At 64.3% G+C, this 26,160-nt stretch carries 22 protein-coding genes; 12 read left to right on the top strand and 10 right to left on the bottom strand.

The window, feature by feature from the left end:
• Nucleotide 1 precedes the first annotated feature (1 nt).
• The 3 genes from BMX36_RS22115 to BMX36_RS09035 all read right to left on the bottom strand — a co-directional run bounded on the left by BMX36_RS22115 (nucleotide 2) and on the right by BMX36_RS09035 (nucleotide 4,065).
• Complete coding sequence (locus tag BMX36_RS22115; RefSeq protein WP_093064582.1) at nucleotides 2-1,390, bottom strand: sugar transferase; 1,389 nt, start codon at nucleotides 1,388-1,390, stop codon at nucleotides 2-4.
• A gap of 562 nt (nucleotides 1,391-1,952) precedes the next feature.
• Nucleotides 1,953-3,005 carry a class I SAM-dependent methyltransferase gene (locus tag BMX36_RS09040; protein ID WP_093064580.1) on the bottom strand — a complete coding sequence of 351 codons (1,053 nt, stop codon included), beginning with the start codon at nucleotides 3,003-3,005 and terminating at the stop codon, nucleotides 1,953-1,955.
• Between the two features lie 13 nt (nucleotides 3,006-3,018).
• Nucleotides 3,019-4,065 carry a hypothetical protein gene (locus tag BMX36_RS09035; protein WP_093064578.1) on the bottom strand — a complete coding sequence of 349 codons (1,047 nt, stop codon included), beginning with the start codon at nucleotides 4,063-4,065 and terminating at the stop codon, nucleotides 3,019-3,021.
• 179 nt (nucleotides 4,066-4,244) lie between these two features.
• Between BMX36_RS09035 and BMX36_RS09030 the strand changes: the two genes are divergently transcribed.
• Both BMX36_RS09030 and BMX36_RS09025 read left to right on the top strand, forming a co-directional pair.
• A complete protein-coding gene (locus BMX36_RS09030; protein WP_143058538.1) occupies nucleotides 4,245-5,540 on the top strand; it encodes a polysaccharide biosynthesis protein in 1,296 nt (431 codons plus the stop codon).
• Nucleotides 5,541-5,597: 57 nt separating this feature from the next.
• Nucleotides 5,598-6,593: a class I SAM-dependent methyltransferase gene (locus BMX36_RS09025; protein WP_093064574.1), complete on the top strand. Its 996-nt coding sequence runs from the start codon at nucleotides 5,598-5,600 to the stop codon at nucleotides 6,591-6,593.
• A 6-nt stretch (nucleotides 6,594-6,599) separates the two neighbouring features.
• Here the strand turns inward: BMX36_RS09025 and BMX36_RS09020 are convergent, their stop codons facing one another.
• From BMX36_RS09020 to secB, 4 genes are all read right to left on the bottom strand, one after another.
• The gene (locus BMX36_RS09020) at nucleotides 6,600-7,289 is read right to left on the bottom strand and encodes a metallophosphoesterase family protein (protein WP_256210760.1); all 690 of its coding nucleotides are present in this window, start codon (nucleotides 7,287-7,289) and stop codon (nucleotides 6,600-6,602) included.
• Between the two features lie 172 nt (nucleotides 7,290-7,461).
• Nucleotides 7,462-8,469 carry a tryptophan--tRNA ligase gene (gene trpS / locus BMX36_RS09015; RefSeq protein WP_093064570.1) on the bottom strand — a complete coding sequence of 336 codons (1,008 nt, stop codon included), beginning with the start codon at nucleotides 8,467-8,469 and terminating at the stop codon, nucleotides 7,462-7,464.
• A gap of 5 nt (nucleotides 8,470-8,474) precedes the next feature.
• The gene (murJ, locus tag BMX36_RS09010) at nucleotides 8,475-10,076 is read right to left on the bottom strand and encodes a murein biosynthesis integral membrane protein MurJ (RefSeq protein WP_093064568.1); all 1,602 of its coding nucleotides are present in this window, start codon (nucleotides 10,074-10,076) and stop codon (nucleotides 8,475-8,477) included.
• 135 nt (nucleotides 10,077-10,211) lie between these two features.
• Nucleotides 10,212-10,724 carry a protein-export chaperone SecB gene (gene secB, locus BMX36_RS09005; protein ID WP_066781381.1) on the bottom strand — a complete coding sequence of 171 codons (513 nt, stop codon included), beginning with the start codon at nucleotides 10,722-10,724 and terminating at the stop codon, nucleotides 10,212-10,214.
• 166 nt (nucleotides 10,725-10,890) lie between these two features.
• Here secB and BMX36_RS09000 point away from each other — a divergent pair, with 166 nt between their 5' ends.
• From BMX36_RS09000 to BMX36_RS08990, 3 genes are all read left to right on the top strand, one after another.
• Nucleotides 10,891-11,532 carry a Tim44/TimA family putative adaptor protein gene (locus BMX36_RS09000; protein ID WP_143058537.1) on the top strand — a complete coding sequence of 214 codons (642 nt, stop codon included), beginning with the start codon at nucleotides 10,891-10,893 and terminating at the stop codon, nucleotides 11,530-11,532.
• Between the two features lie 73 nt (nucleotides 11,533-11,605).
• Nucleotides 11,606-12,859, top strand: a complete 1,254-nt coding sequence (locus BMX36_RS08995; protein WP_093064564.1) for a murein transglycosylase A — start codon at nucleotides 11,606-11,608, stop codon at nucleotides 12,857-12,859.
• Between the two features lie 31 nt (nucleotides 12,860-12,890).
• Complete coding sequence (locus BMX36_RS08990) at nucleotides 12,891-13,391, top strand: Smr/MutS family protein (protein WP_093065431.1); 501 nt, start codon at nucleotides 12,891-12,893, stop codon at nucleotides 13,389-13,391.
• Nucleotides 13,392-13,482: 91 nt separating this feature from the next.
• Here BMX36_RS08990 and BMX36_RS08985 read toward each other — a convergent pair whose 3' ends face one another.
• On the bottom strand, nucleotides 13,483-15,651 hold the full coding sequence (locus tag BMX36_RS08985) for a primosomal protein N' (protein WP_093065429.1): 2,169 nt from the start codon (nucleotides 15,649-15,651) through the stop codon (nucleotides 13,483-13,485).
• A gap of 58 nt (nucleotides 15,652-15,709) precedes the next feature.
• Here BMX36_RS08985 and BMX36_RS08980 point away from each other — a divergent pair, with 58 nt between their 5' ends.
• From BMX36_RS08980 to BMX36_RS08955, 6 genes are all read left to right on the top strand, one after another.
• Nucleotides 15,710-16,594 (top strand): tyrosine-type recombinase/integrase, encoded by an 885-nt coding sequence (locus BMX36_RS08980; protein ID WP_177179066.1) that lies wholly within the window; start codon nucleotides 15,710-15,712, stop codon nucleotides 16,592-16,594.
• Between the two features lie 51 nt (nucleotides 16,595-16,645).
• Nucleotides 16,646-16,846: a CsbD family protein gene (locus BMX36_RS08975; RefSeq protein WP_066781377.1), complete on the top strand. Its 201-nt coding sequence runs from the start codon at nucleotides 16,646-16,648 to the stop codon at nucleotides 16,844-16,846.
• A 167-nt stretch (nucleotides 16,847-17,013) separates the two neighbouring features.
• Nucleotides 17,014-18,093: an alanine dehydrogenase gene (gene ald, locus BMX36_RS08970; RefSeq protein ID WP_093065425.1), complete on the top strand. Its 1,080-nt coding sequence runs from the start codon at nucleotides 17,014-17,016 to the stop codon at nucleotides 18,091-18,093.
• 444 nt (nucleotides 18,094-18,537) lie between these two features.
• Entirely contained in the window at nucleotides 18,538-19,836 is a 1,299-nt protein-coding gene (locus tag BMX36_RS08965) for an EAL domain-containing protein (protein ID WP_256210708.1), read from the top strand.
• Between the two features lie 464 nt (nucleotides 19,837-20,300).
• Complete coding sequence (locus BMX36_RS08960) at nucleotides 20,301-22,217, top strand: ATP-binding response regulator (protein WP_371262839.1); 1,917 nt, start codon at nucleotides 20,301-20,303, stop codon at nucleotides 22,215-22,217.
• Between the two features lie 54 nt (nucleotides 22,218-22,271).
• Nucleotides 22,272-22,658 carry a response regulator gene (locus BMX36_RS08955; RefSeq protein ID WP_066780555.1) on the top strand — a complete coding sequence of 129 codons (387 nt, stop codon included), beginning with the start codon at nucleotides 22,272-22,274 and terminating at the stop codon, nucleotides 22,656-22,658.
• Here the strand turns inward: BMX36_RS08955 and BMX36_RS08950 are convergent, their stop codons facing one another.
• The gene (locus BMX36_RS08950) at nucleotides 22,659-23,597 is read right to left on the bottom strand and encodes a D-2-hydroxyacid dehydrogenase (RefSeq protein ID WP_093064560.1); all 939 of its coding nucleotides are present in this window, start codon (nucleotides 23,595-23,597) and stop codon (nucleotides 22,659-22,661) included.
• 47 nt (nucleotides 23,598-23,644) lie between these two features.
• On the opposite strand from BMX36_RS08950, the gene BMX36_RS08945 reads away from it, so the two are divergent.
• The gene (locus BMX36_RS08945; protein WP_093065421.1) at nucleotides 23,645-24,607 is read left to right on the top strand and encodes a M48 family metallopeptidase; all 963 of its coding nucleotides are present in this window, start codon (nucleotides 23,645-23,647) and stop codon (nucleotides 24,605-24,607) included.
• 27 nt (nucleotides 24,608-24,634) lie between these two features.
• Here the strand turns inward: BMX36_RS08945 and cysS are convergent, their stop codons facing one another.
• Nucleotides 24,635-26,065: a cysteine--tRNA ligase gene (gene cysS / locus BMX36_RS08940; protein WP_093064558.1), complete on the bottom strand. Its 1,431-nt coding sequence runs from the start codon at nucleotides 26,063-26,065 to the stop codon at nucleotides 24,635-24,637.
• Nucleotides 26,066-26,160 lie beyond the last annotated feature (95 nt).

Raw genomic sequence — 26,160 nt, 5'->3', positions numbered from 1 at the left:
CTTAAAAGGCGTTGCGGTGAACCACCACTTTCAACGTGGCGAAAAGGATCATCACGTCGCGCATCAGGCTCCAACCGTTCACATATTCAAGGTCAGCGTCGAGCCGGTTCACCAGATCCTCGCGCCGGTGAGTCGCGCCGCGAAAACCGCGTACCTGTGCAAGCCCGGTCAGCCCCGGTTTGCAGACATGGCGATGGTGATAGCGCTGATCGACTTCCCAGAAGAGCTTGTCGCCGGCCAGCGAGCCGATAGCATGCGGGCGCGGGCCGACAAAGCTCATGTCGCCGCGTACGATGTTGAGCAGCTGCGGCAGTTCGTCGATGCTCGTTGCCCGAATGAACTTGCCGATCCGCGTGACGCGATCATCGTTGCGCATGGTGGAGACGTTGCCGTCGCTGTCGCAATCCGACTGACGCATGCTCCGGAACTTGTACATGGCGAACAGGTGGTTACCCTTGCCCACGCGGGTCTGGACAAACAGCACCGGGCCGCGGCTGTCCAGTTTCACCAGCAGCGCGACGAGCAGTAGCAGCGGCGCCAGAAACAGCAGCGCCGGGGCGGCGATCATCAGATCCAGCATACGTTTGAGGAGGCGTTCGCGCAGCTTCAGTCCACCGCCGGAAACCAGCACCGAAGCGATCCCGGCGAAGTGCTTGTTCCCGATAACGCCGATCGTATCCAGTTCGGGCACGAGAAGCTGCGCCTTCACACTGGTTCCCTTGAGCACCATTGCCCAATTCGCGCGGCGCGAGGGCGGGCAAGCGACATAAACTTCGTCGATGCCCTTCAGCTGCCGGGCGAGGCGATCCAGCGCCAACGGATGAATGGTGGTCTCCGTCTTTTCGACGGGCTCGCTGGAGACGATCTTCAGCCCCTCTGGCAAGGGAATGTTGACGCCGTCGATGATCAGCATGCGGCTGAGAGCGGCGCCGCGAAACACGCGCTCGCTCCACAAACCGATCAGGCTGCGGGTCAGCAGGAGCAGCGTCGCCGAGAAGACGAAGCTGAAGCCGGTGCTAAGCCGCGAGATCGGAGACACTTCCTTCAGCAGGAAGGCGACAAAGATGGTGATGAGGAACGCGGTCGATAGATTGGCGAAGGCGATCCACGCAGACGAGCGCCAGCGTTCCAGCGTCGTGGCCGAATAGGCGCGCGACTCCAGCAGGAGATAAATCGGCAATACCGCCGCAACCAGGCCGAAGCTTTCCGCCGGCAATCCGCGAACATCGGCGAGCGTGCGCCCGATCGCAAAGCCAGTTCCGAGTGAAAGAATATCACCCGTCAGCAAAGCGGCATAAAAAAACAGTCGCTTGGACCGCTTGTCCTCACTGGGCGCGGTGTCCGTTTCTACTGGCCTGAGCCAATCCTGCGACGAAAAGATGTCGGACATGGAATAACATGCCCTCCTTTGCTGTTCCCCCTGAGAAGCACTTTCGGAACGGCAGCCATCCGGCACTTGCCCCCCGCCGACCGTCTCTTCTTGTGTGACATTGCATTGCTTGGCGCGACGCCTTGGTCAAGCGCAAAACACGTATCCATTTTGGTTCAAAAAAGCCGCCGATAGCCACTGATGAACGCCAGCGGAACAGAAGTTCCCTTTGCGCGTACTAATACGACAAGAAGGGCGTAAACCCAGATAGTTGGAGAGGATGGCGCAGCGAGCGTTCGGTGCGCCGGAAGAGCCAATGACCCGCTGGTCAGCGCTGCTAATCTTGGACTGGCGCGAAAATATTCGGCGCGTTCGAACGCCGAGGGGAAATCGCTCCTAGAATGGTTGAAGGATGTTGGGGCGGTATCGATGAACAAGGATAGGAAGCAGGTTCGTTTCGTGATGTCCTATAAAGACGAGGCCCGACGCTTCAGTCGCCCGCGTTTCACTGCGGAACGGGCCGTCGAGACTTGGAACCTTGGGATCTGGCTGGGCCTTGCTACGCTCCTGTGGCTCTTGATCGCTATTCCCGCGCTGATCTGAGTTCAGGTTGCGCTGCAGCATTCAGCAGCGTCTGACGGGCAACAGGATCGCGCGCCAGTTTGCGCATGCTCTTCTTGAGCTTCGGCTGCTGATCATAATAGCTTAGTAGATCATCGATCCCGATCGGCTGCTCGCGTTTTCGCCCGAAAATGAACATCCCCACGGAAGCGTCCAGCGCCCGCCGGTCGCCGCAGAGGTAATCCAGCAGCCTGATCCACACGAACGGGAAAGCAGCGATCTGTCCCAACTTGGTGCTGCGCAGCAAAGACTGGAACAGATAGCGGATCGCCAGCACCGTCATGGTGCCCGGCCCGGTAGATTGTCCGGCGGCCAGCACATCGAAGTTGCGGAACAGCCAGCGCAGTCCGCTAGGGGACCAGCGATTGAAGTCATAGGCCTGTTCGCAGACCGGCCACATGAAGGCCGTGTCGGTGAACATCAGGCCTCCCGGCTTCAGGATGCGGCCTGCCTCCGCCACAACCTTGCGTGGATCGACCACCAGTTCCAGGACACCCTGAATCCAGACGCCATCCGCCACGCCATCGCGCAGCGGGATCGCATGGGCATCCGCCACAAAGGTGATGTTCGGGGACGCATAGATGTCGAACGCGATGATGTCCGCGTCGGGCGACGCGTACAGCGGTTCGGAGCCATGTCCGATCTCTCCCGCACCCATCACCACGATCACCGGGCGGCGGCGGGTGGCGTCTTTCTGCACCCCTTCGATCATCATGTTGGCCAGCGTGGAGGTATAACGGTTCGAACCGTCGATCACGCGGCTGAGCAGCGCCCGCCATCGACCACGGCCGACCACGCTGGTGGCGCCGCTGGCGAGCGTCGTCTCGCGATCAAGCACGCTGTCGTCAAAGTCGATCAATACGTCCTTGCCGCCGAGCCTGGGAAAGGAGGACTGCCGATGACGGCAGCGTTCTTCTTCGCAGCGGAGCTGCTCGCCGGCGTCCATCCGGAGATTGCCCCCGCAGATCGGGCAGGCGAGAAGATCCGCAATGGCGGATGTGTTAGTGACCAGCATCGGTCAGCTCCGTTCAGGTATTAGCAGGAGGGTTGGCGGAAAGGTGCAGGAGCCCGGACTCCAGCGCCTCGATCATGACTTGGCCGGCGATGATGCTGATCTCGCGACGATCGGGCGCATCCAGCTCGTCGAGGGCATCGCGCGAAACATATTGGATCGGCTTGGGCGGAAATAATTCATCCCATGAAGCGCCGAAATGACGCTGGGCGAAGGCGTCATTGCCGTCACGATACATGGCGCGCATCTCCTCCGCCATGGCCGTGTCGAACCCGTTGAACCGCATCTGCGGTCGGTCGTGGGCGTGTTTGGCGATCATGGCGGCCAGTTTCTGCCGGATATGCATCGGCAGGGCGGTAGCCTGTTCACCCAGCGCGGTGCGAAGTTGCTCGGCCACCAGCAACGCGAAAGCGCCCGCGCTGGGATTGGTCTCGGTCCGGTCGCCACCGGCAATGCCGGCCAGGCCTGCAAGGCAGGGAAGCGATGTCATTGCGTTAACGATGCCACGGTCACGCACGCGCTTGTCAAAGGCGAGGGTTGCGAAGTCGAACCCGGCCTCGCGGTATTTTTCCTCCAGGAAATCCCAGTTGCCGCCACGTGGGCCATGCTTGCCGACCGCGACATAGTCGCGAAAGCGCGGCAGCCGTGTCATCATCTCGCGCGCTTGAGCATAGCAGGAATTGCGCCACTCCACCTGATCCCGCACGACCAGCACCACCGTTGCTTCGTCGCCGTATTCGCCAAGCGCGCGGTTCAGCCGCGGCATGTTGGGTAGGAAGCGCAGCGTCGTCATCGTTTCGGCGGAAAGGATTACGGCGGCGTCCGGGTGCGGTTGAAGCTCACGTTCGAACAGGCGGAAGAGGTGAGCGCGGCGCTTCTCGTCCTCGATCGCGCCGCCGAGTGCGCTGACCAGCGCCGCATGATTGCCCCGATGCGTGGCGCCGGTCTCGGGATAGAAGAATCCGGCTTCAATCAGTGCCGCGCGATTGGCAACGGCCCACTCCTGGAACGCCGACGTACCTGTTTTGGGCGCGCCCACGTGAACGATGAACCGCCGCGCCATTTTTTTCTGTTCCCTTAGCCCCGCTCGTGCACGACGCCCCCCGGTGTCGCGCGGGAGATTTGCGTCAAATCCTTGGTATCTGCAACAGCAGGGTGGGTAACGCTTTGTTGCTAAGGCCCTTGATTGGGACGATCGCATTCGCCACCACCCGGGTTCGCCGGTTCGGGTAAGGAGCATTGGTGGCCAGCCCCTCGTCGACGAATGCCGGCACATGGTATCTTCTGAGGTTCCGCCGATACCTGCTTGCGGGGATTGGACCGGTTGTGCTTGCCGGAACGCATTTCCTGCTGTCCTTCGCGATGCTTCGGCTGGAAACACCGGCGGCGTTCGGCACCTTCACGTTCCTGTTCGTCGCGGCGCAGTTCACCGTCGCGCTGGCGATGGCGCTTTTCGGGGCACCGCTTCAGACCATTGCCGCGCCGGGCGAGCAGGAGCGCAGCCATGCTGCCGCCTCGATCCTTAGCGCTGCAATGATCACGGCAGCAGTTGCCGGCATTGGCTTTGGCATTCTGGCGAGTTTCATGGCGCTGCCGACGCCGGCGGCGCTCTGCTACGGTATCTATACCGCGCTGATGATCCTGCGGTGGGTGGGCCGGGCATGGGCCTATGCGAATGATCGCGCAGGGCGCACCGCACTTTCAGATATCAGCTATGGCGCGCTGACGCTGGTGGCGTTCGGCGGGGCGGCCTATGTCGTCCGTCTGCAGCCGGAAACGGCCTGCTACGGCGCGCTGGCGCTCGGCGCGGCGCTGAGCCTCCTGGCGTTCGGCACGCCTTACCTGTCGCGATTGTTTACCTGGCCCGGCCGCCAATCGTGGCACGTCTATCAAGGCATATGGCGCCATCAGTCGCGCTGGGCGCTGCTTGGCGTCCTGGCATCGGAGGCCGCCGCCAACACGCACGTCTATCTGGTCACCCTTGGAGCCGGAGCGGCGGCGATGGCGCCGCTGGCGGGCGCGGCCCTGCTGCTCCGTCCGCTCAATGTGGTGCAAAACGCTCTTGGCGAATATGAACGGCCACAGATGGCGCGGCTGATCGCAGCGGGTGATACGGCGGAGTTGCGCCGCACCATGCGGTTGTTCTTCTGGGTGTTGATGCTGGCATGGTTCGCCATGGTGGTGCTGGCACTCGGCATCCTGCGCTTCGCACCGCAGCTGGTTTTTCCCGCCAGTTATGATCTGGGCGTCATCCGCACGGCGGCCCTGTCCTGGATGTCGATCACCTTGCTGATCCTGCTGCAGGTTCCCGCCAACATCATGGTTCAGGCGGCCGGCGGCTTTCGTCAGCTGGCGCGGGCGGTGATCTGGTCCTCGCTGGTGAATGTGGCGGCCGTTGCGATTGCGTTGGTGTTCCTGGCGCCAGTGTGGACGATCGCGGCGATGGCACTTGGATGGCTGGTCGATCTGGTGCTCGTCCGGCGTGCCGCGCGGCGCCAGTTGCGTGCGATGCCCGCGCAAGGGACAGCGCTTCCTTGACAGCGCGCGTGCGCGACGCTGTACGCGAACCATTCCCCAAAGGAGGCCGGCCTTTCCATGCTACAGCCGACCGCGACACCCGGTTTCACTTCCCGCAGCGCCTGCCCGGTTTGCGCGGGAACCGATACGCATCGGATCTACACCGCTCGCTATGACGAGGATCCGGTTCGTGCGCTGGTGCAATCGAACTTTGGCCGGCAGGGGGTGATCGATTGGTCGCTGCTCGCCGGCGTGCCATTCGAGGTCGACAAGTGCGCCACCTGCGATCTCCTGTTTCAGGTGCAGACGCCCAATGATGCGATGCTGGAGGTCATCTACACGCAGATGATCTCTCCTGGCTTTCTGGACGAATATGAGCGCGGTTTGCTCACCCTGGACGAGTTCCACCGCATCGCGGGTGAGTTCACCGTTTTGTTCGAGCGGATCGGCAAGCACCCAGCCGACATCACCATGCTCGATTTCGGCGTCGGCCAGGGCCGCTGGGCGCGCGTGGCGCGCGGCATGGGCGCGACCGTCTATGTGACGGAGATCGGCGACGACAAGAAGCAGCTTGCGCGCACGCTCGGCCTCGAGGTGATCGAAGACGAGGATGTGGATCGCATGACCTTCGATCTGGTCCATACCGAACAGGTGCTGGAGCATCTCGTCCATCCGGGTCGCGATTTCGCGCGGCTGGCGCGGGCGGTGGCGGCGGGCGGGCTGTTCAAGGCCGCGATCCCCTATCGCGGCAAGCTGGAGCAATTGCTCAAGAGCAAGGGGCTTCCGACCGAGGCCATGTTCGCCAGCGGCGGCGCCAAGGCCATCCCGGGCGAGGTCGAAGCGTTCGCGTCAATCCAGCCGCTGGAGCATCTCAACGCCTTTTCCGAAAAGACGATCGACTGGCTCGCGGCGCACAACGGACTGAGGAAGGTCAGCGAAGTCCGTCGGCGGAGCATCTCGGTGCAAACCGGCGATGCGCAGGGGCTGGTGCGGGGCGCGAAAAAAGTCGGCATCGAACTGGTGAAGGCCGCAATGAAGCCGAAAATCGGCTATCATGTGCTGGAACGCGCCTGAGAACGCTCACTGGTCCGTCGCGATCACCTCGACGGTCGTGCCTTCAAGATAAACGGCGCTGAGAACGCCGCTGGCATAGGCGCCGGTATCGACTCCAATGCGATTGGGCAGCACTTCCACGCGCGGCGAGATCGTGTGCCCGTGCACGATCACGGCGCCATGATCGCGCGGATCGTCCAGGAACTCCTCGCGGATCCACAGCAGGTCGCGGCGTTGCTGCTTGCGCAGAGCAACCCCCGGGCGGATGCCGGCATGGCAGAAGAAATAGTCGCCTGACACTGCCGTCAGCGGCCAGCGGCGGATCCACTCCAGCCACTCCGGCGACACGGCGGCGCGCACTTCCTCGATATAGGCGCCGGCATCCGCGCCGTCGAAGGGGGGCAAGCCGAAGCTGGCCGCCGCCTGAGTGCCACCGTTCCGCAGCCAATTGGCAAAGGTCATCGGATCGCGGTCGCACGTCCGCAGCAGCATTTCCTCATGGTTGCCGAGCAGCGTGGTGATGCGCGGCACCTCATGGCGCTTGCGATCCAGCCACTCCAGCGCGCCGCGCGAATCCGGCCCACGATCCACGATATCGCCAAGGAACACGACGTGCGTAGTCGGTACGGCCGGCAAGCTGGCCTGATGCGCCACGATCCGCGCCCACAGCGCGTTCAGCAGGTCGACGCAGCCGTGCACGTCGCCGATCGCATAGATGCGTTCACCCCGGGCGGTGGCGGGCGGGCGCTTTGATCGGCCAAGTCGGCGAAGGGCGTCTAGAATGGCTCGAACTCACGCTGGCAAGGCGTCAGCGTTACACAAAGGGTTACCATCGGCAATCGTCACCGGATCCGCGACCACGGCGAAAACCCCGGCCGCTGGATACCAGTCAGGCCAGCAGCCCCATCGCCTTCTGCGCCTCGGCCAGCACCGGCGCGGCGAGATCGCGGGCCTTTTCCGCGCCGCGGGCGAGGATCGCATCGATCGCGCCGCGGTCGTTCAGCAGGCGGAGCATCTCGTCGCGGATCGGGCCGAGCTTGGCCACCGCCAGATCGGCGAGCGCAGGCTTGAACTGTCCGAAGCCCTGACCGGCGAACTCAGCCACCACGTCTTCCGGCGTGCGATCCGCCAATGCGGCGAAGATGGTCACGAGGTTCTTTGCCTCCGGGCGACCGTCCAGCGCCTCCCACGTATCGGGCAGCGCGTCGGGATCGGTCTTCGCCTTGCGGAATTTTTCCGCGATGGCGTCGTTCGAATCGACCAGCTTCACCACCGATTGCTCGGACGGGTTGCTCTTGGACATCTTGGCCGACGCATCGCGCAGGCTCATGATCCGCGGTGCGGCCTTGCTGATTAGCGGCTCGGGCTGGGTGAACAGCTCCACGCCATAATCCTGGTTGAACTTCGTCGCGATATCGCGCGCCAGCTCCAGATGCTGCTTCTGGTCCTCGCCCACCGGCACATGCGTGCCGTTATACAGCAGCACGTCCGCCGCCATCAGCACTGGATAGTCATACAGCCCGACCGACGCGCCCTCGCGGTTCTTCCCCGCCTTGTCCTTGAACTGCGTCATCCGGTTCAGCCAGCCGACCCGCGCCACATTGTTTAGCAGCCACGCCAGCTCGCTATGCGCCGGCACGCGCGTCTGGTTGAACAGGATCGAGCGCTCCGGATCGATCCCCGCCGCCACCAGGGTCGCGGTCATCTCGATCGTGTTGGCGCGCAGCTCGGCCGGCGCGATGAACTCGGTCAGGCCGTGGAGGTCGGCGATGAAATACATCGTCTCGCCGCCCTGGCCCAAGATCTCCTCCTGCATCGCCACCCACTGCTTCACCGCGCCGAGATAATTGCCGAGGTGCAGGTTGCCGGTGGGCTTGATGCCGGAAATGACGCGCATAATGATCAGCTTGCTTTCTTGCGACGCAGGAGGGCGCGCAGGTCCGACAGCCGGTAGGCGCCGGTCACCACGCAGGCGATGCCATAGACCGCCACGCCCGCGCCGACCAGCGCGCAGAGCGCCGCGGCGCGCACCGGCAGCGAGCCGGTCATAAACGGGTCGATTGGCGGCGCGATCAGGAGCAGGGTCGCGCCCATCATTGCGGCGGCCAACGCCAACCGTGGCACGCGGCGGCGCACCTGTGCGTCGAGCGCCAGATGCCCGCGCCGTGCCAGCACGAGGTAGAGCGAGGCGACGTTGATCGTCGAGGCTAGCGCAGTGGCGAGCGGTGGCCCCATCTGCCCGATGCCGTAGCGGCCGAGCAGGGGGATCAGGATCAGGTTGCCGACCAGGTTGACCGCCACAGACCACAAGGCCAGCCGCACTGGCGTCGCAGTGTCGGCCCGCGCGTAGAAGCCCGGCGTCAGCACCTTGACCAGCACATAGCTGGGCAGGCCGATCGAAAAGGCGGAGAGCGCCAGCGCCGCGCGCGTCGTGTCCGACGCATCGAACGCGCCATGCTGGAACAGCCCGCGCACGATCGGCTCGGCCGCGAAGACGAAGGCGGCGGTGGCGGGCAGGGTGAGGAACAGCGCCAGCTCCAGCCCGCGGTTCTGCGTTTCCACCGCCTCCGCTTCGCGCCCCTCGGCCAGCTGGCGCGAGATGACGGGGAGCAGGATGGTGCCGAGCCCGATGCCGATCATGCCCAGCGGCAGCTGGTTGAGCCGGTCGGCGTAATAGATCGCCGAGATCGACCCGGCGGACAGCAGCCCGCCGGCAAGCGCGGTGGAGATGGCGAGGTTGATTTGCGCCGCCCCCGCGCCGGTCGCCGCCGGCACGATCAGCTTCAGCAGGCGCCGCACGTCGTCGTCGAGCCGCGGCATGCGCAGCTTCAGGCTCACGCCCGCGCGCCGGCATGCCCACCACAGCCACGCGAGTTGCATCGCCCCGCCGACAGTGACCGCCACCGCCTGCGACCGCGCCGTCTCATATGGGTCCGCGCCGTGGAAGAACAGCAGCCCGCCGACCATCGCGACGTTGAGCAGGATCGGCGCCGCCGCGTTGACCCAGAAGCGCCCGAGCGAGTTGAGGATCGCGCCCAGCAGCGAGGCAAGCGAGATCAGCAGAAGATAGGGGATGGTGATGCGCGATAGCGTGACGGCAAAGGCGAATTGCGCCGCGCTCGGATGCTGCCGCTCGAACCCGCCGGACAGGCCCCAGGTGATCGGCCACGCCGCGGCCAGCATCGCCGCGGTGAACACCGCCAGCACCGGGAAGAGTAGGGCAAGGGCGCGCTCGGCGAAGTCGATCCCGGCCGCCGTGCCGCCGCCTTCTGCCCCGCCGCCCTCGGCGATTTTCTTGTTGAAGAGGGGGATGAACGCGGCGTTGAACGCACCCTCCGCGAACAGCGCGCGGAACATGTTGGGCAGGCGGAATGCGACGAAGAATGCGTCGGAGGCGAACCCCGCACCGACATAGCTCGCCTGCAGCGTATCGCGCGCCAGCGCGAGCACGCGGCTGGCAAGCGTCAGCCCACCGACCGAACCAAGCGCGCGGGTGAGATTCATCTTGCTACGCCCCGTTCACCAGGATCCCCGTTCGCCCTGAGCTTGTCGAAGGGCGTGTCCGGAACACGGACTTCGACAGGCTCGGCCCGAACGGGGGGAGGAACCGTTCGGCTTACAAGTAAGTGGAACCCGCCCTCAGGCCTGACCGAAATTCCCGGCCTGCAGCTGCGCATCGCGCTGCTCGGCTTGCTGCAGGTAGAGCGCGTTGAAGTCGATCGGCTCCAGCAGCAGCGGCGGGAAGCCGCCGTCGCGGATCGTGTCCGCCACTACGCGGCGCGCGAACGGGAAGAGGAGGCGCGGCGCCTCGCCCAGCAGGAACGGCTGGAGCGCGTCCAGCGGCACGTTGCGCACGCCGAACAGGCCGGCATAGGCCAACTCGACCAGGAAGGTGACGCGGCCCTGCGTCTCGGCGCGGACCTCGATCTTCAGCGTTACCTCATGTGCGTCCTCGCCCACTTGATTGGCGGCGATATCGAACTGCACGTTGATTTCCGGACCCTGCTGGTTCTGGAAGACCGCCGGGGCGTTCGGGTTCTCGAACGACAGGTCCTTCACATATTGCGAGATCAGGCCGACCGCCGGCGTCGTATCTTCGCCGTTCGGCTGCGGCGTGGTCCCGAAACCGGCGCCAGTATCCTGCTCGTCCATGTCGTCGTTCCTTGAGGGAGAAGGGCGCGGCATGGGCCGCGCACGATGCGTGGGCGCCTAGCAGGCGACCCGACCGGTTTCAACGCCGCTGCCAAGGGGCACCCGCACCCATTTGAAACGTCGGGCGTTGGCGACTATGTTGGAACCTTAGCGTATCGGAGGCCGGGTGTTCTATATAGTCCTTCTCGCGATGGTTGCCGCGTTTCTTGCGCTCCGGCTGTATTCGGTGCTGGGCAAGCGTACGGGGCATGAACCGTTGCCCAAGCCCGCGGAGGAGCGGCCCGTGCCGGCTCCGCTGCCGCGTGCGGTGGAGAAGACCAGTGAGCCGCGTGAGCCGGTAGTAAAGCCGTTCGAGGGCAATGCCGAGCCGGGCGTCCGCGCGATCATTGCCGTCGAGCCGGGCTTTGATGTCGCGCGGTTCATGGATGGCGCACAGGGTGCCTATCGAATGATCCTGGAATCATTTTGGAAGGGCGATGAAGAGGCGCTCCGCGACCTTGTTTCCCCGGATGTGGGCCGTGCCTTCGGCGAAGCCATTGCGCAGCGTAACGAGACGGGCGACGTGCTGGACAATCGGCTGGTCTCGATCGAGCGCGCCGTCATCACTGGTGCGTCGCTTCAGGGGAAGGATGCCCGCATTACGGTGCGCTTCGATGCGCTGATCGCCGCCGTCACGCGCGACGCGGAGGGCAATGTCATCGCTGGCTCCACCAGCGATGCGGTTGAAACCCATGACGTGTGGACCTTTGCCCGTACCCTGCGTAGCAGCGATCCAAATTGGAAGCTGTCGGATACCGACGAGGCTTGACCATCAAGGCTTGATCGTCAGGGCTTGAAGGTCGGCCAGGCTTGAGATCGGGCGCGGCTTGAAGATCGGGGGAATGATGCTTCGTCGTGGGGGGATAGCGCTGGCTGCGGCGCTCTCGTTATCCGCATGTGTCGGCACGGTGGTGCCGCCGTCGCCCTCCGGGATTGGAACGGCTCCGCGGCCGGCTGTACCGACACGGCCGGCCGGCCCGGTTCGTCAGCCGACGCCTGACACACCAATCGCTCCTGTGCCCAGCGCGGCCGTTGCCGGCGCCGTCACCGCTGTCACCGCCGGCCTGGTATCCGGACCGTCTGTCTCCAGTCTGCCGATCACTGGCGATGCCGCCGAACGTGCGCTGGCTGCCTTTCGGATCAGTTGCCCATCGCTGGTGCGCCGCCCTGATCCGACCGGGCTGACCCGCGGGGCCGATTGGAAGCCGGCCTGTGACGCGGCGGCGCGCGGCGGGGACGCGCGGGCGTTCTTCACCCGCTGGTTCGAAACGGTGCAGGTGGGCGACGGGAAAGCGTTCGCGACTGGCTATTATATTCCGGAAATCGCCGGATCGCGCTCATTTCGCTCCGGTTACGCACCGATCTATGCTCGTCCGAGCGATCTGGTGGACGTGGACCTCGGTCAGTTCTCGACCGATCTGAAGGGCAAGAAAATCCGCGGCCGGGTCGAGGGGGCAAGCTTCGTGCCTTATTACGACCGCACCATGATCGAGGAAGGCGCGCTCACCGGCAAGGCCCGCGTGCTTGGCTATGCCGTTGATCCGGTAGAGCTTTTCTTCCTTCAGGTGCAGGGCTCGGGGCTCGTCCGCATGCCTGACGGCGATGTCCTGCGGATTGGCTATGACAGCCAGAACGGCCGCGACTACACTGGCATTGGCAAGCTGATGCTCGATCGTGGTCTGATCGGACGCGGCGAGGCGAGCATGCAAGGCATCGTCGCCTGGCTTCACGCCCACCCCGAAAAAGGCCGGGCGATCATGCGCGAAAACAAGAGCTACGTCTTTTTCCGCGTGCTCGACGGACCGCCGCTCGGCGCGATGGGCTTGCCGGTTTCGGATCGCGCGACGGTGGCGGCAGACACGCGCTTCGTGCCGCTGGGCGCGCCGGTGTTCCTGTCGATGGACCGCACGGACGCAACCGGGCTGTGGGTGGCGCAGGACACTGGCGGCGCGATCAAGGGCACCAATCGCTTCGACACCTTCTGGGGCGCTGGCGACGAGGCGCGCGCCATTGCAGGTGGAATGAGCGCCCGTGGCACCGCCTTCCTGCTGGTGCCCAGCGGCACGCTGGCTCGGCTTGGTGTCGCGCGGCCTTAATCCCGACGAAGCCGCGCTCTGGGCGCGGGTGATGGCCACGGTCCGTCCGCTACGCGCGGTGGCGGCCACCGTGCCCAGGCCGGTACCGACCAGCGAGCCTGCGAAGCGTTCCTCCACTCAGGCTGCGCTGCGGCCGGTGCCGCAGCCGAAGAAGCGAGCTGAGCCGCCGGCCAAAGCGGTGCCGGGCATCACGCTGGACGGCGGCTGGGACAAGAAGCTCAGTCGCGGGCTGGTGACGCCGGATGCGACGATCGACCTCCACGGGCACACATTGCACTCTGCGCATGACCTTCTGGACGGCGCGCTCGCCCGCTCGATCGCCCGTGGTGATCGCGTGATCCTGCTGGTGACGGGCAAGCCTCCCCGGCCGGAAAGCGAACGTCCGCATGCGCGAGGGGCAATCCGTGCAGCGATCGGGGACTGGCTGGGCGGATCGCGTCACGCGGGATCGATCGCGGCCGTCCGCGGCGCCCATCCGCGACATGGCGGACAAGGCGCGCTCTACATCGTGCTCCGCCGGCCGCGAGGTTGACGGGAAGCACCTGCGACAGGTGCGGATGTTCCGCGTCCAGCGTCGGTGAACCAACGGGCTGCAATCGAAAGCGCCCATCGCGCTAACACGGTCAAAGAAAGCTGTAGGGGTCCACGTCCACCGCGACACGCACCTTAGACGGCCAGTCGATCGCACCCAACCAGCCGCGAATGACCTCCTGCACGTCCAGTGCGCGCCGGGCATGAACCAACAGGCGAAAGCGGTGCCGCCCGCGCAACATGGCCAGCGGCGCCGGTGCCGGACCATAAACATGCATGCCTTCAACTTCAGGCGCGCTTCGCCCGATCAGGCGAGCGGTTTCCTGGGCCGCAGCCTGATCCTCACTGGAAATGATGAGCGCTGCATATCGACCAAAAGGCGGCGCGCCCGCATCGCGCCGGGCGTCGGTCTCCGCTTCATAAAAAGCTTCCGAATCGCCAGTGACGAGCGCCTGCATCACCTGTGCGCCGGGCGAGTGCGTTTGGATGAACACGCGGCCAGGCTTTTCGCCGCGGCCAGCGCGACCGGAAACCTGCCGAATTTGTTGAAAGGTTCGTTCGGCCGCGCGCAGGTCGCCGCCTTCCAGCCCGAGATCGGCATCCACCACCCCGACCAACGTCAGGTTGGGGAAATGGTAGCCTTTGGTTACGAGCTGCGTCCCGACAACGATGTCGATTGCCCCGGCTTCCATCCGGCCGACGAACTCCGCCGCCTTTGCCGGTGACCAGATCGTATCTGAGGTGACGACCGCGACGCGCGCCTCGGGAAACAGCGCGGTCGCTTCATCGGCAATCCGTTCCACGCCGGGGCCGCAGGCGACAAGGCTGTCCTCCTCGCTGCACTCCGGGCAGGCACGCGGAACAGGCTCGATATGCCCGCAATGGTGGCAGGCGAGACGGCGAGTCAACCGATGCTCGACCATCCACGCGGTGCAATTCGGGCATTGAAAACGGTGACCGCAATGCCGGCACAGCGTCAGTGGCGCATAGCCGCGACGGTTGAGGAAGAGCAGCGACTGTTCACCCCTCGCAAGGGTCTCCTCCAAGGCTGCGACGAGTGGCGGCGCCAGCCACCGGCCGCGATCCGGCTTGTGCTCGAGGAGATCGAGCGCCTCGATCGCGGGCATCTCGGCCGGGCCGAAACGCCCGGGCAGCTTGACCTCATTGTAATTGCCGAGCGTCACCTGCTGGCGGGTCTCGATCGCCGGCGTGGCGGAGGCGAGAATGACGGGGCAGTTTTCGAACTTGCCCCGCATCACCGCGACATCGCGGGCATGATAGTGAACGCCGTCTTCCTGCTTGAAGCTGGTCTCGTGCGCCTCGTCGACGACGATCAGCCCGAGCCTGGCATAAGGCAGGAACAGCGCCGAGCGCGCGCCCACCGTCACTCGTGCTTCCCCGCTGGCGATCGCCCGCCAGGCGCGCCGCCGCTGCGTCGACCGGAGCCCCGAGTGCCAGGCCACCGGCTCGCAGCCGAAGCGGTCGTGAAAGCGTTTGAGAAACGGTTCGGTAAGCGCGATCTCCGGCAGCAGCACCAGCACCTGCTGATCCTGGCGAAGCGCCTCCGCCACTGCTTCGAAATAGACTTCGGTCTTGCCGGATCCTGTGACGCCGTCGAGCAGCGTGGGACGAAAGGCCCGGGCAGCGACATCGGCGATGAGTACGTCAGCGGCTGCGCGTTGATCTTCAGACAGGATCGGCGGCGCATGTTCTGCGCGGGGCAGCGGATAGGGGCTGTCGATGTCCACCTCGACGCTCTCGATCGCGCCCGCTTTCACCAGCCCGCGAATCACGCTGTCCGATACGTCAGCGATGGCAGCGAGTTCGCGGATCAGACCCTGGCGATCGCCGATCCGTTCCAATGCCTGCTCGCGTTGCGCCGTCATGCGTGCCGGTACGTGCCCGGTCGCGCGATACTCGACGACGTGACGCGATCCTTCCAGTGCGGATGTCGAGGATAGCGCCATGCGGGCAACCGAGGCGGGTGGCGCGAGATAATAGTCCGCCGTCCATTCGATGAGCCGTCGCAGCGCTGGGCGGAGTGGCGGCGCATCTGCGACTGCCAGCAGGTTGCGCAACCGGTTGTCGCCGACCTCGGCGTCCGAAGGCAGTCGCTCCGGCTCCCACACCACGCCCATCAATTGACGTGGACCAAGCGGCGCAACGACGATCGAGCCCGGCTCCACCGACATGCCATGGGGCACGCGATAGTCGAGTGGGCCAAGCGCGGAATTGAGGACGAGAACGCGAGCACGGGACATGCGGATACGCATATGGGGCGCAGGCGACTCGGAGGGAAGCCGGTGATAGAAGAGGCGGGTGGATGACTTGCCCATCTTGTACGCCGCGCATCTCTCCCGCACCCTGCGCCGATCCGAGCACACCGTACGCGCCTATCGCGCGAGTGCCGTGCGGTTCCTGTCGTTCATGTGTCGCCATGCAGGTGGACCGGTCGATCGTGCTGTTTTGGCCACGGTGACCCCGGCTGATCTGCGGGCATATCTGGCGCATCGGCGGGGCGATGGTCTGGGCAACGCCTCGGCCGCACGGGAGCTTTCTGCAGTGCGCGATTTCCTCGAGTGGGCGAATGGCGAGGGAAGTGCTCCACGACTGAAAGGACCACGCGTCCGCAAGGGTGTGCCCCGTCCGATTGCGCCGCATGAGGTCGTCGCCCTTGCCGAGGAGGTTAGCGATGGCGCGCGGCTTGAATGGGCGGGCAAGCGCGACTGGGCGTTGCTGCTGCTGCTCTATGGTGCCGGGCTTCGTATCGGCGAAGCCCTGTCGCTGACGGGTGCCGCCCTGCCGCTCGGCGAGACGATCACCGTGACCGGCAAGCGCGGCAAGGTCCGGATCGTGCCGCTGCTGCCCCAGGTCCGCGAAGCGCTTGAGACTTATGCGGCGACCGCGCCATGGCCGATCGAACGTCACGCGCCACTTTTTCGCGGCGTTCGCGGCGGGCCATTGTCGCCCGGCGTGGTGCGCGCCGCGGTGCGGGCTGCACGGGCGAACCTTGGCCTTTCGGATCGCACCACGCCGCACGCTCTGCGGCATTCCTTTGCCACCCATCTCCTGGGAAGGGGCGCCGACCTGCGCTCACTTCAGGAACTGCTCGGCCACGCAAGCCTTGGATCGACGCAGATCTACACTGCCGTGGATGCGGCACATTTACTGGACGTCTATCGCGCCGCCCATCCCCGGGCGTGAGGGAACATCGCGTGCGCCACCCCGTTCCTTCAGGGTAAAACGGAGGACATCATGGGTGAGTTGGTCGACAAGATTAAGGGCAATGTGAACGAGGCTGTCGGCAAGACCAAGCAGGCGATGGCGGATAAGGATCCGGCCACCCGCACGGCAGCCGACGATCGCCTGGAAGCGGAAGGCGCCGGCCAGGAGATGAAGGGCAAGGGCCAGCAGTTCATGGGCAAGGTCAAGGGCGCGCTTGGCGACGACATCTAAGGCGTTTGTGGCTGGGCCTGAGGCGGCTGCTGAAGCAGCCGCGGTCGGGGCTGGCGGTTCACGGTAGATGAACCACGCGGGGGAGGTTGCCGGAACGGCAGCTTCCCCCGTTGGCGTTGTGGCCCGTCTTACCTTTTGATGGTCTGATTTATGACAAGGAGATCCGCATGCGCGTCGGCGTGCCGAAGGAAATCAAGGATCACGAATATCGAGTCGGGCTTACTCCAGGCGCCGTTCGCGAATATGTGGCCCGTGGCCATCAGGTGCTGGTCGAGACGGGAGCGGGCGCCGGCATTGCGGCGGACGATTCGGTTTATAAGCAGGCCGGCGCCACCATCGTACCGACGGCGCAGGAGGTCTTCGCGACCGCACAGATGATCGTGAAGGTAAAGGAGCCGCAGCCAAGCGAGTGGATCCAGCTTCGGGAGGATCAGATCCTCTTCACCTATCTGCACCTGGCGCCCGATCCGGAGCAGGCCAAAGGCCTGATGGCCTCAGGCGTCACCGCCGTGGCTTATGAAACGGTGACCGATCGCGGCGGTGGGCTGCCGCTGCTCGCGCCGATGAGCGAAGTTGCGGGCCGCTTGGCGATTGAGGCAGCTGGATCGGCGCTGATGGCCCCTAATGGCGGGCGCGGCGTTCTGCTCGGCGGCGTACCGGGCGTGTCGCCGGCCGAAGTCGTCGTGCTTGGCGGCGGAGTGGTCGGAACCCATGCGGCGCGAATGGCGGTGGGGCTGGGCGCAAGCGTAACGGTGATCGATCGGTCGCTGCCCCGCCTGCGGGAACTGGACGAATTGTTTCAGGGGCGAATCCGGACTCGCTTTTCGACGTTAGAGGCGATCGAGCAGGAGATCGCGCAAGCCGATGCGGTGATCGGGGCGGTGCTGATCCCCGGGGCATCCGCTCCGAAACTTGTTACGCGTGACATGCTGAGCAGTATGAAGCAGCGGGCGGTGCTGGTCGATGTCGCCATCGATCAGGGTGGTTGCTTTGAAACCAGTCATGCCACCACACACGCCAGTCCCACGTATGAAGTGGACGGCGTAATTCACTATTGTGTGGCGAACATGCCAGGTGCTGTGCCGCTGACATCCAGTCATGCCTTGAACAACGCGACGTTGCCTTATGGTCTGGCGCTTGCCGATAAAGGCATCGCTGCGTGCGAAGAAGATCCGGGTCTGGGTGCTGGTCTTAACGTGCGCGCTGGAAAGATCGTCAATGAAGCGGTGGCGCGCAGCTTGGCCTGATTCATCTGCTCTTCCGAGCTTGGCCGGCTGTAAGGCTCGAAAGAAAACCCCCGTCCAGCATCTGGAGCGGGGGTTTTCTGTTCTCGGTAGCTGCGCGGCAGCAACGTTGAACTTTTAACTGATTTACTCGGCGAACCCACCCGTGTTGCTCGGAAAAACGCCGCCTAGCCGCAGCCTTGTCCGCGCTCTTTGGGTGGTCGGCACCCTTTACCAGGGCTTAATGTCCGAACCGCCGTAGATCAGGGCGAGAATGAAAGCGAGCATCTTGAACTCCCTAGTTTTCACGTCCACCGGACGCGGGTTTGTAGTTAACGTTCCCTTTACCAACTTTCAAGAGAGTTTATTAAGGGAAGCACTGCTGCCGCATTGCCGAACGGTGAATTAAGGGTATCTTCAAACCTGCCTAGTATTCGAACCAATATGGTCGGTTCCGGCATCAATCCCGTGAAGGCTCCCGTCGTGCGGCGCGGCTCGCTGACGAGCTTATCCGCCGCAGTGGCGCAGCGGCCGGCCTGGCGATTCCTTATCCTGGCGGAAATCGCGAACTTCGCCGCGGTTCGCCGTTATCTGGGTTGCGCACGTAGCGACCTGCTAGTCGCCGACGTCTCGTCCCGACTGTCCCAAGCGGCGCCGGACGTGCGGTTGACGGTGGTTGGCCGAACCACCTTGGAGCTTGCGTTCGAAGGGGCGGACGCGGGTGAACTTGACCAGACGCTGGACCTGCTTCGGGGCGCTTGCGAGGAGCAGTTCGTTCTGGATGGGGAGATCTACGCGCTCGAGATCTGTTTCGGGGCAGCGGCAGGACCTGCGGCGCATCTCGATGAAGTGCGTCTAGTCGAGGAGGCCGAGGCCGCACTTGCCGAGGCGCGCGCGGCGCACATGCCCGTCCGACATGATGTGGCGGGGCTTGACGCGCGCGAAAGCAGGTCGCTCTCCCGAGAACTGAAACTCGCCATCGCCGAGGACCAGTTGTTCCTTGCCTATCAGCCAAAGATCCACGTGCGGCGGCAGGAGATCGGCAGCGCTGAGGCGTTGGTGCGGTGGCAGCATCCGTCGCGCGGGCTGATCCTGCCGGGGGACTTCATCGGCGTCGCGGAAGATGGCGGTCTCATCGATCAGCTCACGATCTGGACCATCGAGCGCGCGATCAAGGACCAGCGTCGACTGCTTGCCGCCGGACACGATTTGCGCATCTTCATCAACATTTCGGGCCAGTTGCTCGGCGATCAGGCATTTGTGGACGCCGCGTGTCACATGGTTGCCGAGGCGGATGCGAAGCTTGGCTTTGAGGTCACCGAAACGTCGGTCATCCGTGATCCTGCTTCGGCCATCGCCAACCTTCAGCGATTTGCCGATATCGGGATCGTCATCGCGATCGACGATTACGGCGCCGGTCTCTCAAGTCTGGCCTATCTGAAGCAACTGCCCGCCCGTGAGCTGAAGATCGACAAGCTGTTCGTCACCCAGTTGACGAGCTCGAACCGCGACCCGCTAATCGTACGCTCCACGATCGATCTCGCGCATGCACTCGAGATGGAGGTGGTGGCGGAAGGCGTAGAAACTCATGCGGCGCTTGCGCTCTTGACCGTCATGGGATGCGATATGGTTCAAGGCTTTCTGATCAGTCGCCCGATCTCGCTGGAGGCGCTTACCTCCTTCCTGGATGAAGATCGGCATCACTTCGTGTCGCAAGACAGTCGCGCGACCTTCAACACCTTGGCTACCGCTTGGAAGCGCGGGTGATCACTATCTGGCGGAGTTGCCTGCTTCTTATCGCGGTGCCGCTGGTTCTCGCTGCAGCAGCGCCTGCCTCCCGGATCAATGATCCAAGGTTCGAGGCTCTTGCGGCCGCAGTGAAGGCGCGCATGTTGACCGACCCAGCAGCTGCTGTCGCGGAGGCTCGATCTGCACTGGGGTACGCGCGCCGCGCACGCTCGCTTCAAATGGAAGCAACCGCGCTATGGCTGATGGGGGAGGCGCACAGCCGCGTCATGGAACCGCAGCGAGCGGCCGAGGCACTGTCGAGTGCCCGTCGCACAGCGGAAAAAATCGCACCCGGAACCCAACTGCATGCGGATATTCTGCTTTCAGAGGGAGGAGTGCTTTACGCGACCGGGCAGATCGGTCGCGCACTTTCCGACCTTCGCCGCGCTCATGATTATTTTCGAGACCTTGGCGACACAAGGAGTCGCGCCAAATCTCTGATAATGATCGCCTTGGTCCATGCCACTGGCAACGACTATGAGGGAGCGCTCCGCTACTACGACGAGGCGATGGCCGCCTACCGCGCCGATCCGGGCCTGTCGCTCGCGATCCACAACGGCCGTGGTATGGCGCTGCGAGAGCTTAATCGCCTTAGCCGCGCCGAATCCGAACTGCGCAAGGCACTGGTCTTTGCGCGGGACATGAAGAGCCCGGCACTGCAGGCCCAGGTTCTGATCAATATCTCGGAGGTTCTACTCGCCAAGGGCGATCTGGCGGCCGCGGATCGGACGATAGCCGAGGGGCTTGCCCTATCCAGCAAGCCGGAGGCGGCGGCGCATCGCGACGGCTTTATCACACTTGCAGCCCAGTCGGCCTTTGAACGTGGGAACATCGACAGGGCCGAGCGCCTGATCGCCGAACGGTTCAGCGGCAAGGATCTAGAGAACACTTTGCCACCGGATCGCTCGTCGCACGAGGTTGCTTATGAGATATATGCCAAGCTTGGCCGCAGTGACCTTGCGGTTCAGCATCTCGCGGCGCTGAAGCGGCTGGACGATCAGGCAACGGCGACCGCCCGGTCCAACAGCGCAGCCATCGCCAACGCGCAGTTCGACTTTGCCAATCAGGATCTGCGCATTGCGCAACTGAAGGCGGCCGATCTGCAAAAGACGGTTGAGCTGGAGCGGTCCCGCGCCCGCACTCAGCAATGGCTGTTTCTGGGCACGTTGCTCATCATCGCCATGCTCGTGATTGGCATCGTCACGATCCGGCGGAGCCGCAACGCCTTGGCGCGCACCAACACGGCGCTGGGCAAGGCTTTGGCAGCAAAGACCGAGTTTCTGGCAACCACCAGTCATGAGATTCGCACGCCGCTGAATGGCATCCTTGGCATGACGCAGGTGATGCTCGCTGATCCGGAAACCGACCTGCCGACCCGCGATCGACTGTCCGTCGTTCATGGTGCGGGCATGACGATGCGCGCTTTGGTCGATGACATTCTGGATGTGGCGAAGATCGAAACCGGACGGATGACGATCGAGGAAGCGCCGACCGACATCAAGCGCACGATATTGGACGCAGCGCGGATTTGGGAGGATCAGGCACGTGCCAAGGGGATCGGCTTCTCCCTTGATCTGGCAAACGCGCCGGCTTGCGCGATGGCAGATGCCACGCGCCTCAGGCAGATCGTTTTCAACCTGCTCTCCAATGCGGTGAAGTTCACCGCGAGCGGTCATGTCAGCGTATCTGCCAGCATTGTGGACGATCGGTGGCGGTTGGTTGTCGCAGATACGGGCATCGGGATCGCGCCGGACAAGCACGAGATTATCTTCGAGGCGTTTCGTCAGGCGGATGCCGGAACGACTCGCCAGTTCGGCGGCACCGGGCTCGGCCTGTCGATCTGCCGCAATCTCTCCCGCGCGATGGGCGGAGACGTGACGGTTGTCAGCGCAGAGGGTGATGGCGCAACGTTCGTGCTTGACCTGCCCTATGAACCGGCCATCGCGGATGAAGCGGAAGCGGTGTCGGGCGCAGGCGTGCTGGTTCTGGATCGCAATCCGATCACGCGGGCCATGTTCAAGGCGTTGTTGTCGCCCGTAGGCGGGGCAGTGACCTTCGCCGCCACTGCCGATGAGGCCCGGGACGCGCTGCAAGCCCAGCAGCCCGCAACGCTGCTTCTGGATGATCAGACCCTGCGCGCGAGCGATGACATGGTGGCGGCTGTGCGTGCGCTGACTGAGGCAGCGCCGGACGCACGGATCGCGTTGCTCGGGCCGCGTCTGGAGCCGCTTGAACAGACGCGGCTGGCCGAAGCAGGCGTGTCTCGCTTCATCACCAAGCCGATTGGCAAAGAAGCGCTAGTCCAGGCCGTGTTTAGCGACGAACCTAACGTCTCGGCTCTTGTTTCCCGCGCCGCTTGAGACAATAATCACGGTGGCAATGGAACGATTAGCCTGCCTGTCTGGCCTGCGGCCATGAACGTCCTGTTTATTGAGGACGATAGGATGAACCGCCGTGTCGTCCGCGACATGCTTAACGTGGCCGGGGCGGACATGATCGAGGCGGAAAGCGCAGAGGAAGGGCTGCGGCTGCTGGACGATCAGGAGTTCGACATGCTCCTGGTCGATCTTCGAATGCCCGGCATGGATGGGATTACGGCGATTCGCCACATCCGCGCCCGCTCGGATCAGAAGGCGCGCGTTCCCATCATCGTTGTTACCGCTGATACGGCGATCGATCTGCGCGAGCGCTGCCTCGCCGCTGGCGCTGACGAGGTGATCTTCAAGCCGGTCGCAATGGACAATCTGTTTGATGCCATGGGCCGCGTGCTTGCGGCCGATGACGATGGTCTGATCGGCTGATCAATAGCCGCGGTCGAGATCCGCGACATTCTCCATCGGCCGCCCAGCACGGTATGCGGCCAGGTTGCGCAGGAACATGGCTCCAGCGCGCTGGAACATCTTGGTCTGGCTGCGTCCGGACAGATGCATGGAAATCATGCAATTCGGAGCCGTCCACAAGGGGTGATCGGACGGTAGCGGTTCCGGATTGGTCGGGTCGAGGAACGCACCGCCAATCTTCCCGTCGCGCAATGCTGACAACAGGGCATCATCATCGATCATGTCGCCGCGCGCGATGTTGATCAGCCACGCGCCCGGCTTCATCGCCGCAAGCTCGGGCTCACCAATCATTGACTTGGTCTCTCCAGTGGAGGGAGCTGCGAGTATCACCCAATCGAATGCGCCAAGCTGCGTCCGCCACTTGTCGGGGGTAAGCGTGCCATTGCTGCCGGAACGGGTCACGCCCGTGACCTCGACGCCGAACGCCGACAGTCGCTCACCGATCAGACGGCCGATCGCACCATATCCGATGACGATGGCTTTCGTATCGGCGAGCTCGATCTTGCCCGGCGAATCGCGCAGCCACTCGGCCCGGTCCTGCGCGCGGATCACCTCATCCAGGCGTTTGGCGGCTGCGAGCACGCCCAGTACGGCATATTCGGCCACTGCAATGGCGTTGATGCCCACGCCGTTAGTGAGCGTCGCCCCACGCGCGCGCAGCACGTCCAAGGGGAAGGCGTCCAAGCCGGCGTAAATGGTCGAAACCCACTTCAGCCCGTCTCCGGCGGCGCGCAGTGTCTCTTCAGTCAGCTTTGTCGGCTGCATGTCGACCCAGGCAATCTCGGCATCGGCGATCATCGCCTTTGCATCGGCCGGGCTCGACCACCAAGAGATCTCCAGATCCGACGGAAGCTGCGGTTCGAGCAGCGGACGGGCGATTGCGGGTAAAACGGCCTTCATGACCACGATTGATAGCGCGGCGTGCCCGGCTCGCCTATCGGGTTGATGTGATCGCTCTTCTTTCCATTGCTCTCGCCGCTTCGGCCCCCGCCGCACCTGCCGAACCTGACACCGCCAGCCTGGAGGCGCTGCGCGCCATCGACCTGCGCCTGGCCACCATCGCGCATCGGCTGGTCACGTCGAACGCGAGGCTGTGCCGGGATACCGTGCCGGCAAGCGGCATGGTTCTACACGCCCGCACCCAATATGACGCCGCGTCACAGGGCGCCGCGCGCCAGGTGTTCGGCTTCCCTTTGCCCATTTCGGTGGAGGGAGTGGTGCCCGGCTCCCCGGCAGCGGCGGCCGGCATCCGCGCCAATGACGGGCTGGCCGCCCTTGGATCGGAGCCACTCGTCGCAAACGCGCCGCCGCCGTCCAGCGCGGACCGCGACGCTGCGCTCGACGTGCTGGAGCGACAGGAAAGCCCGGTTAGCGCGACGTTGGTTCGGAATGGCAGTCGCCACGAGATAGAGATGACGGCTCCCCGAGGCTGTCGCGGCCGGTTCGAGGTGGTGCTGGGGCCGAAGATGACTGCCCAGTCAGACGGCAAGGTCATTCAGATCGGAGTGCGGTTTTTCGAACGGTACCGTGATGAAGAAACCGCCGTCATCGTCGCCCATGAGCTGGCGCATGTCATCCTGAAGCATCGTGTCCGCCTTGAAGCTGCCGGCGTGCAGGGCGGGCTGCTCGGCGAACTCGGGCGCAATGCACAGCTTGGTCAGGCGGTGGAGCTTGAGGCCGACGCGCTTGGCGTCGTCCTCCTCCACAATGCCGGCTATGATCCCGCCTCGGCCGCCCGCTTCTGGCGGGAGCATGGCGGCGACATCGACGGAGGGCTGTTCCGGAGCCGGACGCATCCCGCCACAAGGCGCCGGATCGCAGCGATCGAAGCCGCTGCGGCGGCCATTCCCAAGGGCGAACAGCCTTACGTCCCGCCAATCCTGGCGCAGCGGGATGCACCGCTGCGCTAACTGCTCGTGCGTTCGCGCTGTCGCGTGTCAGGTCGCGGTGGTGCGCCAGTCCCAACCGATCGGGTCGCCGTCCATCACCTCGACGCCGGCCGCGGCGAGTTCGTCGCGAATCGCGTCGGAAGCGGCGAAATCCTTTCGCGCGCGGGCGTCCTGCCGCTCGGCCAGCCTGCTCATGATCGCAGCCTCGTCGATGGCGGCGGAAGCCGGTCGGACGCGAAGATCTTCGCGCGTGATCGTGTCGAGCGGTAAGCCCAGTATCTCGATGAAATCGGTCAACGCGGAAAGCCGGTCTGCCGGCGACACCTTCTTGTCCGCAATCAGGGCATCAAGCACCGGCAGCGCCTTTGGCGTGTTGAGATCGTCCGAGACGGCGGTATCGAGCTGTTCGCGGTACCCTGCTGCGGAGCCTTTTGCCGGCGCATCCGCTCGGGAACGAAGGCCTTCCACCGCCTGCACGAGTCGCTTCAGCCGCACCTGAGCGGCGGCCAGATTTTCCCAGGAGAACTCCAGCTCGCTGCGATAATGCGCCTGCAAGCACAGCATACGGTAGGACAGGGGGTGGAACCCGCGGTCGATCACCGCCTGTAGCGTCAGGAACTCGCCCGACGACTTGCTCATCTTGCCGGCGCGCTCGACCAGGAAGTTGTTGTGCATCCAAAAAGCGGCGCCGCTATCGGCGCAGCCGCAATGCGCCTGGTTCTGCGCGATCTCGTTGGGATGATGGATTTCGCGGTGGTCGATGCCACCGGTGTGGATGTCGAATGATTCGCCGAGATATTTCTTGCTCATGACGGAGCATTCCAGGTGCCAGCCGGGCGCACCGCGACCCCAGGGCGAGTCCCACTCCATCTGTCGATTTTCACCTGGCGCCGACGTGCGCCAGATAGCGAAATCCTGGGCGTGACGCTTGCCGGCGACCGGATCGATCCGGCTCTCGCCGGTATCATCCGCCGATCGGGCGAGCCGCCCGTATTCGGGAACGGTGGTCACGTCGAAATACAGGCCGCTGTCGAGACGGTAGCAATGCTTCGCCTCGATCTGCGCGGCGAAGTCGATCATCTCGGCGATGTGATCGGTCGCCAACGGCAGATGTGTGGGATTGCGGATGTTGAGATCCGCCAGATTCTGCTTGAACGCATCGGTGTAATGGCGCGCGATCGCCCAGATGTCCTTGCCGGCGCGCTTGGCCGCGGCCTCCATTTTGTCATCGCCGGCATCCGCGTCGGAGGTGAGGTGCCCGACATCGGTGATGTTGATGACATGGGTGAGGTCATAACCCTTCCACGTCAGCACGCGCGACAGCGTGTCCGTGAAGACATAGGCGCGCAGATTGCCGACATGGGCATAATTGTAGACGGTTGGCCCGCAGGAATAGACTCGTACGCCCTTCGCCGGGTCGAGGGGCTTGAATGCGCGCAGCGAGCGCGAAAGGCTGTCGTAGAGCGAAAGCGTCGTCATGAAGCGCGCTCTACCGCCGCCACGCCTGCGCGCAAAGGCGTGGCGCGTGCTGTGACGCAATCGCCACAGCGCGGCGGGTTGCGCGGACACCGGCG

The organism is Sphingomonas sp. OV641 (genome assembly GCF_900109205.1).
Lineage (GTDB): Bacteria > Pseudomonadota > Alphaproteobacteria > Sphingomonadales > Sphingomonadaceae > Sphingomonas.
Note: the sequence above shows the minus strand (reverse complement) of the source record. Positions and strands in the feature narration are given on the sequence as shown.